This window comes from Uliginosibacterium sp. 31-12 (assembly GCF_030548425.1).
Lineage (GTDB): Bacteria > Pseudomonadota > Gammaproteobacteria > Burkholderiales > Rhodocyclaceae > Uliginosibacterium > Uliginosibacterium aquaticum.
Window position 1 is genome coordinate 106,587 of sequence record NZ_JAUOOA010000010.1, and the last position, 13,408, is coordinate 119,994.

The 13,408-nt window shown below is 61.5% G+C and carries 16 protein-coding genes; 15 read left to right on the plus strand and 1 reads right to left on the minus strand.

Translation table 11 applies throughout. From position 1 onward, the window contains the following. Positions 1–9 precede the first annotated feature (9 nt). The 4 genes from Q3Y64_RS17250 to nrdG all read left to right on the plus strand — a co-directional run bounded on the left by Q3Y64_RS17250 (position 10) and on the right by nrdG (position 4,537). Positions 10–912 carry a metal ABC transporter solute-binding protein, Zn/Mn family gene (locus Q3Y64_RS17250; protein WP_303563736.1) on the plus strand — a complete coding sequence of 301 codons (903 nt, stop codon included), beginning with the start codon at positions 10–12 and terminating at the stop codon, positions 910–912. After that, positions 909–1,676 (plus strand): metal ABC transporter permease, encoded by a 768-nt coding sequence (locus Q3Y64_RS17255; protein WP_101942989.1) that lies wholly within the window; start codon positions 909–911, stop codon positions 1,674–1,676. Before Q3Y64_RS17250 ends, Q3Y64_RS17255 begins: the two co-directional genes overlap by 4 nt. A gap of 189 nt (positions 1,677–1,865) precedes the next feature. After that, a complete protein-coding gene (gene nrdD / locus Q3Y64_RS17260; protein WP_303563739.1) occupies positions 1,866–4,052 on the plus strand; it encodes an anaerobic ribonucleoside-triphosphate reductase in 2,187 nt (728 codons plus the stop codon). Continuing rightward, positions 4,049–4,537: an anaerobic ribonucleoside-triphosphate reductase activating protein gene (gene nrdG, locus Q3Y64_RS17265; RefSeq protein ID WP_303563740.1), complete on the plus strand. Its 489-nt coding sequence runs from the start codon at positions 4,049–4,051 to the stop codon at positions 4,535–4,537. Before nrdD ends, nrdG begins: the two co-directional genes overlap by 4 nt. A 3-nt stretch (positions 4,538–4,540) precedes the next feature. On the opposite strand, the gene Q3Y64_RS17270 is transcribed toward nrdG, so the two are convergent. Beyond that, positions 4,541–5,455, minus strand: coding sequence for an NAD(+)--dinitrogen-reductase ADP-D-ribosyltransferase (locus tag Q3Y64_RS17270; protein WP_303563741.1), 915 nt, complete (start codon positions 5,453–5,455; stop codon positions 4,541–4,543). A gap of 158 nt (positions 5,456–5,613) precedes the next feature. Here Q3Y64_RS17270 and nifH point away from each other — a divergent pair, with 158 nt between their 5' ends. From nifH to Q3Y64_RS17325, 11 genes are all read left to right on the plus strand, one after another. Further along, entirely contained in the window at positions 5,614–6,495 is an 882-nt protein-coding gene (gene nifH / locus Q3Y64_RS17275) for a nitrogenase iron protein (protein WP_101942994.1), read from the plus strand. Positions 6,496–6,611: 116 nt separating this feature from the next. Then, complete coding sequence (gene nifD / locus Q3Y64_RS17280; protein WP_170021173.1) at positions 6,612–8,084, plus strand: nitrogenase molybdenum-iron protein alpha chain; 1,473 nt, start codon at positions 6,612–6,614, stop codon at positions 8,082–8,084. Positions 8,085–8,200: 116 nt separating this feature from the next. Continuing rightward, a complete protein-coding gene (gene nifK, locus Q3Y64_RS17285) occupies positions 8,201–9,796 on the plus strand; it encodes a nitrogenase molybdenum-iron protein subunit beta (protein ID WP_101942997.1) in 1,596 nt (531 codons plus the stop codon). A 96-nt stretch (positions 9,797–9,892) separates the two neighbouring features. Next, on the plus strand, positions 9,893–10,114 hold the full coding sequence (gene nifT, locus Q3Y64_RS17290; RefSeq protein ID WP_101942998.1) for a putative nitrogen fixation protein NifT: 222 nt from the start codon (positions 9,893–9,895) through the stop codon (positions 10,112–10,114). 22 nt (positions 10,115–10,136) lie between these two features. Continuing rightward, positions 10,137–10,334 (plus strand): 4Fe-4S binding protein, encoded by a 198-nt coding sequence (locus tag Q3Y64_RS17295; RefSeq protein ID WP_101943200.1) that lies wholly within the window; start codon positions 10,137–10,139, stop codon positions 10,332–10,334. 85 nt (positions 10,335–10,419) lie between these two features. Beyond that, positions 10,420–11,139 carry a dinitrogenase iron-molybdenum cofactor biosynthesis protein gene (locus tag Q3Y64_RS17300; protein ID WP_303563748.1) on the plus strand — a complete coding sequence of 240 codons (720 nt, stop codon included), beginning with the start codon at positions 10,420–10,422 and terminating at the stop codon, positions 11,137–11,139. Beyond that, positions 11,136–11,414: a DUF6129 family protein gene (locus tag Q3Y64_RS17305; RefSeq protein WP_170021170.1), complete on the plus strand. Its 279-nt coding sequence runs from the start codon at positions 11,136–11,138 to the stop codon at positions 11,412–11,414. Before Q3Y64_RS17300 ends, Q3Y64_RS17305 begins: the two co-directional genes overlap by 4 nt. Beyond that, on the plus strand, positions 11,404–11,733 hold the full coding sequence (gene cowN / locus Q3Y64_RS17310; protein WP_303563751.1) for a N(2)-fixation sustaining protein CowN: 330 nt from the start codon (positions 11,404–11,406) through the stop codon (positions 11,731–11,733). Before Q3Y64_RS17305 ends, cowN begins: the two co-directional genes overlap by 11 nt. A 19-nt stretch (positions 11,734–11,752) precedes the next feature. Next, positions 11,753–11,950, plus strand: coding sequence for a hypothetical protein (locus tag Q3Y64_RS17315; protein WP_101943005.1), 198 nt, complete (start codon positions 11,753–11,755; stop codon positions 11,948–11,950). 52 nt (positions 11,951–12,002) lie between these two features. Further along, the gene (locus tag Q3Y64_RS17320) at positions 12,003–12,569 is read left to right on the plus strand and encodes a hypothetical protein (RefSeq protein ID WP_101943006.1); all 567 of its coding nucleotides are present in this window, start codon (positions 12,003–12,005) and stop codon (positions 12,567–12,569) included. A gap of 184 nt (positions 12,570–12,753) precedes the next feature. Then, on the plus strand, positions 12,754–13,344 hold the full coding sequence (locus tag Q3Y64_RS17325; RefSeq protein ID WP_303563755.1) for an NAD(P)H-dependent oxidoreductase: 591 nt from the start codon (positions 12,754–12,756) through the stop codon (positions 13,342–13,344). Positions 13,345–13,408: the final 64 nt, after the last annotated feature.

The window sequence follows — 13,408 nt, forward strand, 5'->3', positions numbered from 1 at the left end:
GAGGCCCACATGAAACGACTCAAGCTTCTCGCCCTCGCAGCCGGCCTGCTGGCCGCCAACTTGGCCCATGCCAGCCTCAAGGTGGTGGCCTGCGAACCTGAATGGGGCGCACTGGTCCAGGAATTGGCCGGCCCCCGCGCCAGCCTCTACACCGCCACCACCGCACTGCAGGACGTACACCACATCCAGGCCCGCCCGAGCCTGATCGCCGCCGTGCGCACGGCCGACCTGCTGGTATGCACCGGAGCCGAGCTGGAAACCGGCTGGCTGCCGGTGTTGCAGCGCCAGTCCGGCAATGCCGCGGTACAGGTGGGCCAGCCCGGCTACTTCGAGGCCGCCAGTACGGTGCGCATGCTGGAGGTGCCGACAAAGGCCGACCGCGCCGATGGCGATGTGCATGCTGCCGGCAATCCGCACATCCAGACCGATCCGCGCAATATCGCCCGCGTGGCCACAGCGCTGAGCCAGCGCCTGAGCCAGCTGGACCCGGCCGGCAGCCCGGACTATGCCCGTCGCCTGGCGGACTTCAGTACCCGCTGGCAAGCCGCGATCCAGCGCTGGGAAGCCGCTGCAGCACCGCTGCGCGGCCTGCCCATCGTCGTCCAGCACAAGGCCTTCCCCTACCTGCAGGACTGGCTGGGCCTGCGTGAAGTGGCCACCCTGGAGCCCAAGCCGGGCATCGAGCCGGGCAGCGGCCATCTCGCCACCCTGATCGAGCGCCAGCAGCAGAACCCGGCCCGCATGGTGCTGCGCGCGGCCTATAACGATGGCCGGGCCGCCGAGTGGTTTGCCAGCCGCGCGAAAATTCCGGTCGTGGTGCTGCCTTTCACGGTGGGCGGCAATGAGCGCGCCAAGGATCTCTTCAGCCTCTTCGACGAGACTCTCGCGCAGCTCCTGAAAGCTGCGCGATGAACAGCGCCGGGCTCGAACTCAGCATCCTCGGCCCGGCCTTCGTGGCCGGGCTGCTGGTGCTGGCCACCCATGTGCCGCTCGGCCAGCGGGTGCTGGCGCGCGGCATCGTGTTCATTGATCTGGCCATCGCGCAGATTGCCGGGCTCGGCGTGATCATCGCCGGCAGCCTGGGCTTGGCCGACTCGACGCTCGCGGTGCAGTTTGCCGCCCTCGTAGCGGCCGGCCTCGGCGCCCTGCTGCTGACCTGGAGCGAAGCGCGCTGGCCCGAGATCCAGGAAGCCCTGATTGGCGTGCTCTTCGTGCTCGCCTCCTGTATCGCGCTGCTACTGCTGGCTGGTAACCCGCAAGGTGGTGAGCATCTGAAGGACATGCTGGTCGGCCAGATCCTGTGGGTCAGTACCCCCCAGCTGGTCATCACCGGCGCACTGAGCTTTGCCGTGCTGTGCGCCTGGTTTGCCAGTGGCGAGCACCTCGGGCGCGTCGGCTTCTACCTGCTCTTCGCCCTGGCCGTAACGGCCTCGGTACAACTGGTCGGCGTTTATCTCGTATTCGCCAGCCTGATCATCCCGGCACTGGCCACCCGCCACTGGGGCCAACGTGCCCTCGCCGTGGCCTGGGGCATGGGCGCACTGGCCTATGGGCTGGGCCTGACCCTCTCGGCCCTGTTCGATCTGCCCAGCGGGCCACTGATCGTCATGGCCATGGCTGCGCTGGCAATCCCGGTGGCAATCCTGGCGCCCGCCAGCAAGCCCGGGCAGACCTGAAAACCAGCATTGCAGACCGGGGCGCCTGCCCATTGAGGCAGGCGCCGGTGGGCCGAGGCAGGAGGGGTGGCGGAAGTTGACCTGAATCAATCCAACTATAGGTAGTGCGTAATATCGTCAGCACCACTATATGTAGTCCATCGGCCAATCCTCCTGGCCTCTCCACCTCTTACTTTCCTGGATATCTCCATGCTGCGAGTTCTCAAGCGGGACGGCACCTCTGCGCCTTTCGACATCATGAAGATTGCCGTGGCCTGCCAGAAGGCCGCCATGGCAGCCGAGTTGCCCAACCCGAATGCGGTGGCACTGACGGTGGCTTCCGCGGTGGAAGCCCAGTGCCGCGAGCACCCGGCCGGCTCGCTCGATATCCCGACCATCCAGCAGTATGTGGAAGACGCGTTGATGCAATCGCATCCGGAAGTTGCGCGCCTCTACATCGAATACCGCCATGATCGCGACAGCATCCGCGTGCGCGGCTCCCAGCTGCATGCGCAACTGATGGGTCTGGTGGACAAAACCGACCAGGATGCGGTGACCGAGAATGCCAACAAGGATGCCAACGTCTTCCCGGTGATGCGCGATCTGATGGCCGGCATCGTCTCCAAGCAATTCGCCGGCAATTTTCTCGCCAAGGATGTGATGCAGGCCCACAACAGCGGCGACCTGCATTACCACGACCTCGACTACTCCCCCTTCCTGCCCTTCACCAACTGCTGCCTGGTGGATCTGCAAGGCATGCTGGCCAACGGTTTTCACCTTGGCAATGCCGGCATCGAGAGCCCCAAGTCGGTCGGCGTAGCCTGCGCGGTCACCGCCCAGATCATTGCCCAGGTCGCCAGCCATCAGTACGGCGGCACGACCATTCCGAACATTGACGAGACCCTCGCACCCTACGTTCAGAAGAGCTACGAGAAGAATCTGGAAGTGGCGCGCCAGTACGCCATCGCCGAGCCGGAACGCTATGCCCGCGAGCGCACCGAGAAGGAAACCTACGACGGCATCCAGGCCTGCGAGTACGAAATCAACACCCTGTTTTCCTCCAACGGCCAGCAGCCCTTCGTGACCTTCTCCTTCGGCATGGGCCGCGGCTGGCAGGAGCGCGCCGTGCAACGCGCCATCCTGCAGGTACGCATCAAGGGCATGGGCAAGGAAGGCATCACGCCGGTCTTCCCCAAACTGGTGTTCTTCATCGAGGAAGGGCTCAACCTCAAGCCGCAAGATCCTAACTACGACATCAAGCAGCTCGCCCTCGAGTGCGCCTCCAAGCGCATGTACCCGGACATCATTTCCGCCAGGCTCAATCGCGAGCTTACCGGCTCCAGCGTGCCGGTTTCGCCGATGGGCTGCCGCAGCTTTCTGTCCGTGTGGCGCAACGAGAACGGGCAAGAGGTTCTGGCCGGTCGCAACAACCTCGGCGTGGTCAGCATCAATCTGCCGCGCATCGCCATCGAAGCTCAGCAGAACCAGACGCGCTTCTTCGAGATTCTCGACGAACGCCTGGCCCTGGCGCACAAGGCCTTGATGACGCGCATCGATCGCCTCGAAGGCGTAAAGGCCAACATCGCGCCGATCCTCTACACCGAAGGCGCTTTCGGCATGCGCCTGAAGCCGGATGAGGAAATCCTGCCGATGTTCAAGAATGGCCGTGCCTCGATCTCGCTGGGCTACATCGGCTTGCATGAAGTGGCGCTGCTGATGTCGGGCGGCGAACACCCCTTCGACAATGAGGCCCTGCAAGCCTTCCTGCGCCGGGTGGTGGCCTATCTGGGTGACACCGTGCAACGCTGGAAAGCCGAGTCAGGCTGGGGCTTTTCGCTCTATTCAACGCCCAGCGAATCCCTCTGCCACCGCTTCTGCAAGCTGGATGTGGCGCGCTACGGCGAGCTGCCTGGCGTGACCGACAAGGGCTATTACACCAACTCCTTCCACCTCGACGTGGCACGCAAAGTTTCGCCCTTCGAGAAGATCCAGTACGAAAAGGGCTTCGCCGACTCCGCCTCGGGCGGCCACATCACCTATGTGGAGTTGCCCAACATGCGCCACAACCTGAAGGCCCTGGAGCGCATCTGGGATCACGCCGTGGAAAGCGTGCCCTACTTCGGCACCAATACCCCGGTGGACTCCTGCGGCAAGTGCGGCTTCATGGGCGAAGCACTGGCCACCGCCGAAGGCTTCACCTGCCCCGAATGCGGCAACCACGATGGCGCCAGTCTCTCGGTTACGCGCCGCGTCTGCGGCTACCTCGGCAGCCCGAACGCACGCCCCTTCAATGCCGGCAAGCAGAAAGAGGTGATGCGCCGCGTCAAGCATCTGGCCACCCAGACACCGGAAGCCATGCCGGTTCAAGCCGCGCAGAGCGAAGCCCTGATGGCATGAATTACGAGCGCTATTACGCCTGTGACGTGGTCAATGGTGAAGGCCTGCGCCTGACCCTGTTCGTCACCGGCTGCGCGCATGCCTGCCCCGGCTGCTACAACCGCAGCACCTGGAACCGGCTCGCCGGCCAGCCCTTCACGGCTGAAGTCCGCGAGCGGATTCTGGAGTTGTGCGCCGATCACGATGGCCTGAGCCTCTCCGGCGGCGACCCGCTGCTGCCGGCCAACCGCGAAGCCATCGCTGCGCTGTGCCGCGCCTTCAAGCAGCGCTATCCACACAAGGACATCTGGCTGTGGACCGGCTACCTGTATGAAGACATACAGCATCTGGCACTGCTGCAGGATGTCGATGTGCTGATCGACGGACCCTATCTGCAGGACCAGCCCACCACCCTGCCCTGGCGCGGCTCGGCCAATCAGCGCCTGATCCGGCTGGCCGAACTGCGTCGGGCCGAAGCCGGCAATCGCCAGTTGCAGAGCGCCTGAGCATTACATGCGCCTGACTTCATAGACACCGCCCACCACCAGCGCTTCGCCCTCCCCCTGCAGCTTGCCCGGCATCACCTGCGCACAGCAGATGATCTTGGTCAGCGGAACCTCACTGGCAATCACGTGATCGCCGAATTCGCCGGCCCGTTCAAAGTCGGTGGAAAAGGAGTTCACGTTATTGAGCAGCAGGATGGATTCGCGCTTTCCTCCCGAAACCCGCTCGCCCAGAATTTCGTGCGCTTCCCAGCGATTCACGCCGCGATAGAGACGAAAGTGCTGCGTTTCCGGATAGCGGCGGGCCAGCTCGATCTGGGTAAAAGTGTAGACCAGATCAAGCTGGGATTCGAGGGCATTGGTGTTGTAGAGCCCGGTGGCACGCTGCTCCAGATAGAGGCGGTAGGGTTCGCTGGAGAAATCACGGATCGGGGCGCGGTGATGGCGCGGCAGCAGGCCGAAGCGTGATTCCACCCAGGCTTTCAGCACCGCGCCTTCAACACTGTCGGAGTTGAAATGCCAGCCGCGGATGAGTTTCAGGTAATTGAGCTTGCCGCGGTTCTTCGCCATGCCCGGCGCGAAGCCGGCGTCCTCCAGCGATTCCAGCCGGAAGCACATCGTCATGTAGTCGTGAAAAAGCTGCACGCGCTCTTCCGCCGTCTCACGTGTATTGAGCATGCGGAAGAAGTCGCGGTGCAGCTCATGTACTCCGTCGAGCATGAGCGGCGCAGGCGTGTGCTGATAGGTCAGGCTGCCCAGAATCACCGCCGGCAGGTTGCAACGATTGATCGGCAAGCGGGCCCAGCTCGGCAAAGTGGGATTGTCGTGAGCAGCCCCCTCGTTTGCGCCTCCAGCCTTGTCGCCATCCCTACACAGCGCCGGGGCTTTGTCGCAAGCCGCACTGCCTGAGGAATCATTCATTTCGGGCTTTCTCCTTGCCACACAAGGCATTGGGTGGGTTTTCGGGCTTCTGGCACGAGCGTTGCGACTTGTAGTGCGAGCCGTCAGGCCAGTGTCGCAGGAAATCACGCAACACATATGCCTGACCCCCGACTCACTGTTCCACAAGGAGAAGCACCATGGCAAAACTGCGTCAATGCGCAATTTACGGCAAGGGTGGTATCGGAAAATCCACCACTACCCAGAACCTCGTGGCCGCACTGGCCGAGGCGGGCAAGAAGGTCATGATCGTTGGTTGCGATCCGAAGGCCGACTCGACCCGTCTGATCCTGCACGCAAAAATGCAGAACACCGTCATGCAGCTGGCCGCTGACGCCGGTTCCGTGGAAGACCTGGAACTGGAAGACGTGCTGCAAGTGGGTTTCAAGGGCGTGAAATGCGCCGAATCCGGTGGCCCGGAGCCGGGCGTGGGTTGCGCCGGCCGCGGCGTGATTACCGCCATCAACTTCCTTGAAGAAGAAGGCGCTTACGAGGAAGACCTGGACTTCGTGTTCTACGACGTGCTGGGTGACGTGGTGTGTGGCGGTTTCGCCATGCCGATCCGTGAAGGCAAGGCACAGGAAATCTACATCGTCGTGTCCGGCGAAATGATGGCCATGTATGCCGCCAACAACATCTCCAAGGGCATCGTGAAGTATGCCAACTCGGGTGGTGTGCGCCTCGCAGGCCTGATCTGCAACAGCCGCAATACCGACCGCGAAGATGAACTGATTGAAGCCCTGGCCGCCAAGATCGGCACCCAGATGATCCACTTCGTGCCGCGTCACAACGTGGTGCAGCACGCCGAGATCCGCCGCATGACGGTGATCGAGTATGACCCGACCCACGGCCAGGCCGACCAGTACCGCGAACTGGCCCGCAAGATCGTGGAAAACAAGAAGTTCATCATCCCGAATCCGCTCGAAATGGAAGAGCTGGAAGAGCTGCTGATGGAGTTCGGGATCATGGAAGTGGAAGACGAAAAGATCGTCGGCAAGACCGCCGCCGAACTGGCTGCCTGACCACAAGCAAAGCATCAAACAAGACGTCATTCCGGCCTGTGCCGGGGTGACGCCAGAGTGAATATTCAACGCTTGTGCCCCGTGGCGCGCTATAGCCCGGTGCAAAGGAGAATCAAATGTCTGAGCTCACCCGCGAGCAAGCCCAGGCCCTCATTGAAGAGGTGCTGGAGGTTTATCCCGAGAAGGCCAAGAAGGACCGTGCCAAGCACCTGATGGTGAATGACAAGTCCATCGAGCAATCCAAGAAGTGCATCACCTCCAACCGCAAGTCGCTGCCGGGCGTGATGACCCAGCGCGGCTGCGCCTACGCAGGCTCCAAAGGCGTGGTGTGGGGTCCGATCAAGGACATCATCGACATTTCGCACGGCCCCGTTGGCTGTGGCGCTTACTCGCGTGGTGGCCGACGCAACTACTTCTCCGGCACCTCAGGTGTGGATTCCTTCTGCGACATCAACTTCACCTCTGACTTCCAGGAAAAGGACATCGTGTTCGGCGGCGACAAGAAGCTCGCCAAGCTGATCGATGAACTGGAAGGCCTGTTCCCGCTCTCCAAGGGCATCTCGGTGCAATCCGAATGTCCGGTCGGCCTGATCGGTGACGATATCGAAGCCGTCTCCAAGAAGAAGGCGGTCGAAATCGGCAAGACCATCATCCCGGTGCGCTGCGAAGGCTTCCGCGGCGTGTCGCAATCGCTCGGTCACCATATCGCTAACGATGCGGTGCGCGACTTCATCATCTCCAACCGCGACGAACAAGCCTTCGAAGGCACGCCGTATGACGTAGCCATCCTCGGTGACTACAACATCGGCGGCGATGCCTGGGCCTCGCGCATCCTGCTCGAAGAGATGGGCCTGCGCGTGGTGGCCCAGTGGTCCGGCGACGGCACCCTCACCGAAATGGAAAACACCCCCAAGGTGAAGCTGAACCTCCTCCACTGCTACCGCTCGATGAACTACATCGCGCGCCACATGGAAGAGAAGTACAACATTCCCTGGCTGGAATACAACTTCTTCGGCCCGACCAAGATCAAGGAGAGCCTGCGCGAAATCGCCTCGCACTTCGACGAGAAGATCCAGGAAGGTGCCGAGCGCGTCATCGCCAAGTACACCCCGGCCATGGACGCGATCATCGCCAAGTTCAAGCCGCGCCTCGAGGGCAAGAAGGTCATGCTCTACGTGGGTGGTCTGCGTCCGCGCCACACCGTGGGTGCTTACGAAGATCTGGGCATGGAAGTGATCGGTGCCGGTTATGAATTCGCGCACAACGATGACTACGATCGCACCATGAAGGAAATGAAGGACGCCACCCTGATCTATGACGATGTCACTGGCTACGAGTTTGAAGAATTCGTGCGTCAGTTGAAGCCCGATCTGATCGGCTCCGGCATCAAGGAAAAGTACGCCTTCCACAAGATGGGCGTGCCCTTCCGCCAGCTCCACTCCTGGGATTACTCCGGCCCGTATCACGGCTTCGATGGTTTCGCCATCTTCGCCCGCGACATGGACATGACCGTGAATAACCCGTGCTGGAACATGCTCAAGGCGCCCTGGCTCAAGGATGAGGCCGAAGGCGAACTGAAGGCAGCCTAAGCCGGACCGTAGGGTGCGCGGTGCGCACCCTACCTATGAGCCGCGGCATGTATGCGCCGCGATCAATCAAGCTTCGCCCGCATCCACAGCTAGTTGGCCGGGCAAGGAGATACAAGATGCAAACCGTCGAAGATACCAAGACCTGTTTCCCGCTCTTCAACGAACCGGAATACCAGGACCTGCTCGCCAAGAAGCGCGAGCTGTGGGAAGAAATGCCCTCCAAGGACAAGGTCGCCGAAACCTTCGCCTGGACGACCACTCAGGAATATCAGGACCTGAACTTCAAGCGCGAAGCGCTGACGATCAACCCGGCCAAGGTCTGCCAGCCGCTCGGTGGCGCCCTGTGCGGCATGGGCTTCGAGAAGACCATGGTGTACATCCATGGCTCGCAAGGCTGCGTGGCTTATTTCCGCACCTACTTCAACCGTCACTTCAAGGAGCCGATCGCCTACATCGCCGACTCGATGACGGAAGATGCTGCGGTGTTCGGCGGTCAGAAGAACGTGCATGAAGGCCTGCAGAACGCCACCAAGCTCTACGGCGCGAAGATGATCGCGGTGTGCACCACGTGTATCGCCGAAGTGATCGGTGACGACCTGGGCGCCTTCATCGGTAACGCCCGCAAGGAAGGCTATGTGGATAAGGATTTCCCGATCCCCTACGCCAACACTCCGTCCTTCGTCGGCTCCCACATCACTGGCTGGGACAACATGTTCGAAGGCATCGTGAGCTACTTCACGGCAGGCGTGGATGAAGCCACTGGCCAGGCCACCACGAAAGTGCCGGCCACCCCAGGCAGCAACGGCAAGATCAACATCGTGCCGGGCTTCGAAACCTATCTGGGCAACTACCGCGTGATCAAGCGCTACATGCGCGAGATGGGCGTGGGCTACAGCTTCCTGTGCGATCCGGAAGAGGTGCTCGACACCCCGGCCAACGGCGAATACGAAATGTATGCCGGCGGCACGACCATTGAAGAAGTGGTGGATGCTCCGAACGCCATCACCACCTTCATGCTCCAGCCCACCAGCCTGGAAAAGAGCCGCAAGTTCGTGGAAGGCACCTGGAGCCACGAAGTACCGAAGATCAACATCCCGATGGGGGTGGAGTGGACCGACGAGTTCCTGATGAAGGTCTCGGAAGTCACCGGCAAGCCGATCCCGGAATCGCTGCTGAAGGAACGTGGCCGCCTGGTCGACATGATGACCGACTCCCACGCCTGGCTGCATGGCAAGAAGATGGCCGTGTTCGGTGACCCGGACTTCCTGCTGGGCCTCGTCAAGGTGATGCTGGAACTGGGTATCGAGCCGACCCACATCCTCTGCAACAACAGCAACAAACGCTGGGAAAAGCGGATGAAGGCCCTGCTCGAATCTTCGCCCTACGGCGTGCATGGCAAGGTGTATGCGGGTTACGACTTGTGGCACATGCGCAGCCTGTGTTTCACCGACAAGCCTGATTTCATCGTCGGCAGCACCTACGGCAAGACCATCCAGCGCGACACCCTGCACAAGGGGCCGGAATTCGAAGTGCCGCTGATCCGTATCGGCTTCCCGATCTTCGATCGTCACCACCTGCACCGCATGACCACGCTGGGTTACGAGGGCGGCATGTACCTCGTCACCACGCTGACCAACGCAGTGCTGGAGCAACTCGACGAGAAGACCAAGTTCATGGCCGACACGGACTACAACTTCGACATCGTTCGCTAACCCAAGCTTAGGGCGCGCACTGCGCACCACCGTACCCGCGCATACGGTGCGCGGTGCGCACCCTACAACGCCTAACCCAGCACCCGGTACTTCCCCATGGCCAACATCATGGTTCGTAAAAGCGCAGACGGCGGTCTCTCGTTTTACCTGCCCAAACGCGACATCGAGGACAGCATCACCTCCATCGAATTCGACTCCCCGGAAAAATGGGGCGGCGAAATCAAGCTGGGGAACGGGGGCGTCTATTACATCGATCCGATCCCCGCGCCACGCCTGCCCATTTCCGTACGGGCCAGGCGTGTAGATGGCGTGGAATGAACCTGAGACCAAGGAGCACATCATGGCAATGAAAATCCTCGTCGCCGAATGCAGCAGCTGTGGCGACTGCATCCCGGTCTGCCCGACCAATTCGATCTTCGACAAGGGCGGCATCGTCAAGATCAAGGCCGATACCTGCAACGAATGCGAAGACGGTGACGATGGCCCCAAGTGCCAGGCCACCTGCGCTTCGGGTGATGCCTGCATCGTCTATATGTGACAGCCCAAGTGGGTTTTCCCGCCGGACGACCCACCGCCTCCCGCCGCCCCCCCCCTGAACCCCAGCCCCAAAAGGGAGCCTCGCCATGACCAACACCTCCATCACCCGCGAAGCCGCACTGCGCATTGGTCTGGCGGCGCTCGAACTGAAGGTCACGCCACGTGAGCTGACCCTTGCGATCGCCGAGAAGATCGACCTGCCCCTCACCGAAACCAAGCTCGCCACCTGCTCGGTCGAGTTGCTGCGCGAAGCCATGGATGGCGATGGTGGCATCTGCCAGATGGAGAAGGAAGATCTCAAGCGCGCCGTGCGCCTGCTATGGGGTGAAGGCGTATCCGGCAGCGACCTGCCGGCGCTGGATATCTACCTCGAAGGCGACATGCCCGGTTCGATCCGTCTCGCCTGCGCATCGAATACCGGCGAAATCCTGGATGGGCACTTCGGCAGCTGCGAACGTTTCCTGATCTATCAGGTTTCGGCCAGTGAATCCCGCCTGATCGGCATCCGCCCGACCCTCGACACCGAAACGGCCGAGGACAAAAACGTCGCCCGCGCAAATCTGATCGCCGATTGTGATGTGCTCTACGTGCAATCCATCGGTGGTCCGGCCGCTGCCAAGGTCATCCGCGCCAGCGTGCATCCGGTGAAGATCCCGCAGACCGGCCCGGCCCGCGCCAGCGTAGCTCGTCTGCAAAGCAGCCTTTCCAGTCCACCGCCCTGGCTGGCCCGGGTGATGGGCATGGAGCCCCCCTCACTGGCCCAGTTTGCCAGCATGATCGATGAGGCCGAGGAGGAGGAAGCATGAGCCTCACGCCGGAGTTTCTCGACACCGTGTGCCACGCACTCGCCAACGGCAATGCCCGCCGCCCGGGCGTGGACGCCGAGCTGCGCGAGGCCTTTCCCGGCCTCGTCTTCAAGGTCTGCGACGACAACGACATCCCTTCGCGCCTCAAACCGGTAGCCGAAGGAGAAGGCTTTGCGCTGTATGCCATCAACACCGGCGAGCACTGCGCCGCTCTCACCGCCCAGCTTGAAGGCGCAGGCGGCCTTGCGATCGGACTGCTCAACGATGAGGAATGACGCCCCCTGCCCCTGCCTGCAGGAAGGCGCCGATGAAACCGGCGAGGCGCGCGATCGCTACGTGAGTTTTGTCGGCCTCGATTGCAACGGCCAGGCCCGCAAGCTGGTGGGCATGCTGCGCCCCTACATGGAGCAGCCTGAGTACAGCAATCCATTCTGGACACTGTTTGCGAAGAAGCTCTCTCCCATCAGTGGGCCGCGCCATGACGAGCTGTTCCTGATCCACGCGCACATCAACATCCTGCGCGACCAGCTGGAAACCCTGAACGATATCGAAGCCCTGCAGCTGCTCGACAAGATCGAAATGGAATGCTGCTGAAGCCTCTGGAGAAACCCTCATGTGCCAAGGAAAGCCCGCAGGCGAAGCCCAGAACCTGCACGAGAAATTCTGTGCTGCTACCCATGGTGTGCCCTGCAAAGCTGCACAGGCCATCGGCTCGCTGTTCAATCTGATCCTCGGGCGCACGCCGAAAAATGATTGCTGCAGCGGCCCCGGTCAGCAAACCGGCTGCGATTGCAAACCGGATCAATCCTGAATCACGCCCTCAGCGCAGACCACGCCATTACCCACTCCCGAAGGATTTGAAAATGTTGCTGAAGAAATACGAAGAAGCCGGCCACCTGTTCAACGCCAACCTGTTCGAAGCCTGCAGCGATGGCAAACTCGAAGCCTATCGTGGCGAACTGATCCTGCTGGAAGGTGCCATGCTCGATACCTCCGGCCGCCGCAAGCCGCCCCTGAAAGTGCTGCAGCAGGCTGCCATGCTGGCCGACGACAGTCAGCTCAAGTTTTTCACTGGCATGCTCGACGACGTGGCCGATGTGCCCACTCTGCTCGAACGCTATGGCAAAGACATGGCTGCCGATACCCTAAGCGTGATCTTCGTGGTGAACATCAACAAGCCTGCCATCTTCGACTACTACACCAGCACCGTTTACCTGATCCCGATGGACGATGGCCTGCCCTGGTCCGAGCTGATGCAACTAGCCGGGCTCGAGAAGGCTGACGTGAAGAGTCTCTCCTCGCCGGACAAGATTCAGGCCGTATATCGCGAGCTGACCAGCTTCCGCCCGCGCAATGCCGTCAGCGTGGCTCTGGCCGACGTGCCAGCGCTCTCCAACGGCAAGCAGCGCGAGATGCGCGGCGCGGTGTAAAAGCAGTGCTGAGTACTGAGTACTGGGCAATATGCGCAGAAAAATCAGCGAAGTCCCCAGCACTCAATACCTGGAAATAGAAAGTAGCCCGGATGAAGGCGAAAACCGGAATCCGGGAAGTCCCATCCAACACTCAGCACTCAGCACTCAGCACTCAGCACTCAGCACTCAGCACTAAAAAAGTATGAACATCCTGATCATCCTCGCCCACCCCAAGCCCGGCAGTTTCAACCACGCGATTGCCGACACCGTACGCAACACGCTGGAAGCCGCTGGCCATCAGGTCACCCTGCGCGATCTGCATGCCGAAGGTTTCGACCCGCTCTTCACGCCGGATGAACTGGCGCGGGGGCATGTGCCAACGCCTGAAGTGCGCGAACACGCCGACCTCGTATTGAATGCCGATGCCATCGTTGTGGTGCACCCGAACTGGTGGGCGCAAGCGCCAGCCATTCTCAAGGGCTGGCTGGACCGCGTGCTGCGTGCCGGCGAAGCCTATCGTTTCGGCAGCAACGAAAAAGGTGAAGGCGTGATCATCGGCTTGCTCAAGGCCAAGGCTGCGCTGGTATTTACAACCTCGAACACCCCGCGCGAAGCCGAGTTGCGCCTCTACGGCGATCCGCTGGATAACTTCTGGAAAGCCTGTGTATGGGGCTTCTGCGGGGTACCGAAAGTCGAGCGCCGCAACTTCGAATCGGTGATCGCCAGCACGCCTGAACAGCGCGCGGAGTGGCTGCAGGAAGTCGCCCGCCTGACGCAGGCAGTGATTGCCTGATCAGGCTGCTTGTAGGGCGGACTTTAGCCCGCCACCAAATTCCGCGTGCAACTGAAGTCGCACC

Bases quoted from the DNA above. Each gene is read 5' to 3' on its own strand.
- Q3Y64_RS17295 (WP_101943200.1), top strand. From the start codon at position 10,137: ATGGCAATGAAAATCCTCGTCGCCGAATGCAGCAGCTGTGGCGACTGC.
- Q3Y64_RS17325 (WP_303563755.1), top strand. From the start codon at position 12,754: ATGAACATCCTGATCATCCTCGCCCACCCCAAGCCCGGCAGTTTCAAC.
- cowN (WP_303563751.1), top strand. From the start codon at position 11,404: ATGAGGAATGACGCCCCCTGCCCCTGCCTGCAGGAAGGCGCCGATGAA.
- Q3Y64_RS17270 (WP_303563741.1), bottom strand. From the start codon at position 5,455: ATGAATGATTCCTCAGGCAGTGCGGCTTGCGACAAAGCCCCGGCGCTG.
- nifK (WP_101942997.1), top strand. From the start codon at position 8,201: ATGCAAACCGTCGAAGATACCAAGACCTGTTTCCCGCTCTTCAACGAA.
- nrdD (WP_303563739.1), top strand. From the start codon at position 1,866: ATGCTGCGAGTTCTCAAGCGGGACGGCACCTCTGCGCCTTTCGACATC.
- Q3Y64_RS17255 (WP_101942989.1), top strand. From the start codon at position 909: ATGAACAGCGCCGGGCTCGAACTCAGCATCCTCGGCCCGGCCTTCGTG.
- nrdG (WP_303563740.1), top strand. From the start codon at position 4,049: ATGAATTACGAGCGCTATTACGCCTGTGACGTGGTCAATGGTGAAGGC.
- Q3Y64_RS17250 (WP_303563736.1), top strand. From the start codon at position 10: ATGAAACGACTCAAGCTTCTCGCCCTCGCAGCCGGCCTGCTGGCCGCC.
- Q3Y64_RS17320 (WP_101943006.1), top strand. From the start codon at position 12,003: ATGTTGCTGAAGAAATACGAAGAAGCCGGCCACCTGTTCAACGCCAAC.
- nifD (WP_170021173.1), top strand. From the start codon at position 6,612: ATGTCTGAGCTCACCCGCGAGCAAGCCCAGGCCCTCATTGAAGAGGTG.
- Q3Y64_RS17305 (WP_170021170.1), top strand. From the start codon at position 11,136: ATGAGCCTCACGCCGGAGTTTCTCGACACCGTGTGCCACGCACTCGCC.
- Q3Y64_RS17315 (WP_101943005.1), top strand. From the start codon at position 11,753: ATGTGCCAAGGAAAGCCCGCAGGCGAAGCCCAGAACCTGCACGAGAAA.
- Q3Y64_RS17300 (WP_303563748.1), top strand. From the start codon at position 10,420: ATGACCAACACCTCCATCACCCGCGAAGCCGCACTGCGCATTGGTCTG.
- nifT (WP_101942998.1), top strand. From the start codon at position 9,893: ATGGCCAACATCATGGTTCGTAAAAGCGCAGACGGCGGTCTCTCGTTT.
- nifH (WP_101942994.1), top strand. From the start codon at position 5,614: ATGGCAAAACTGCGTCAATGCGCAATTTACGGCAAGGGTGGTATCGGA.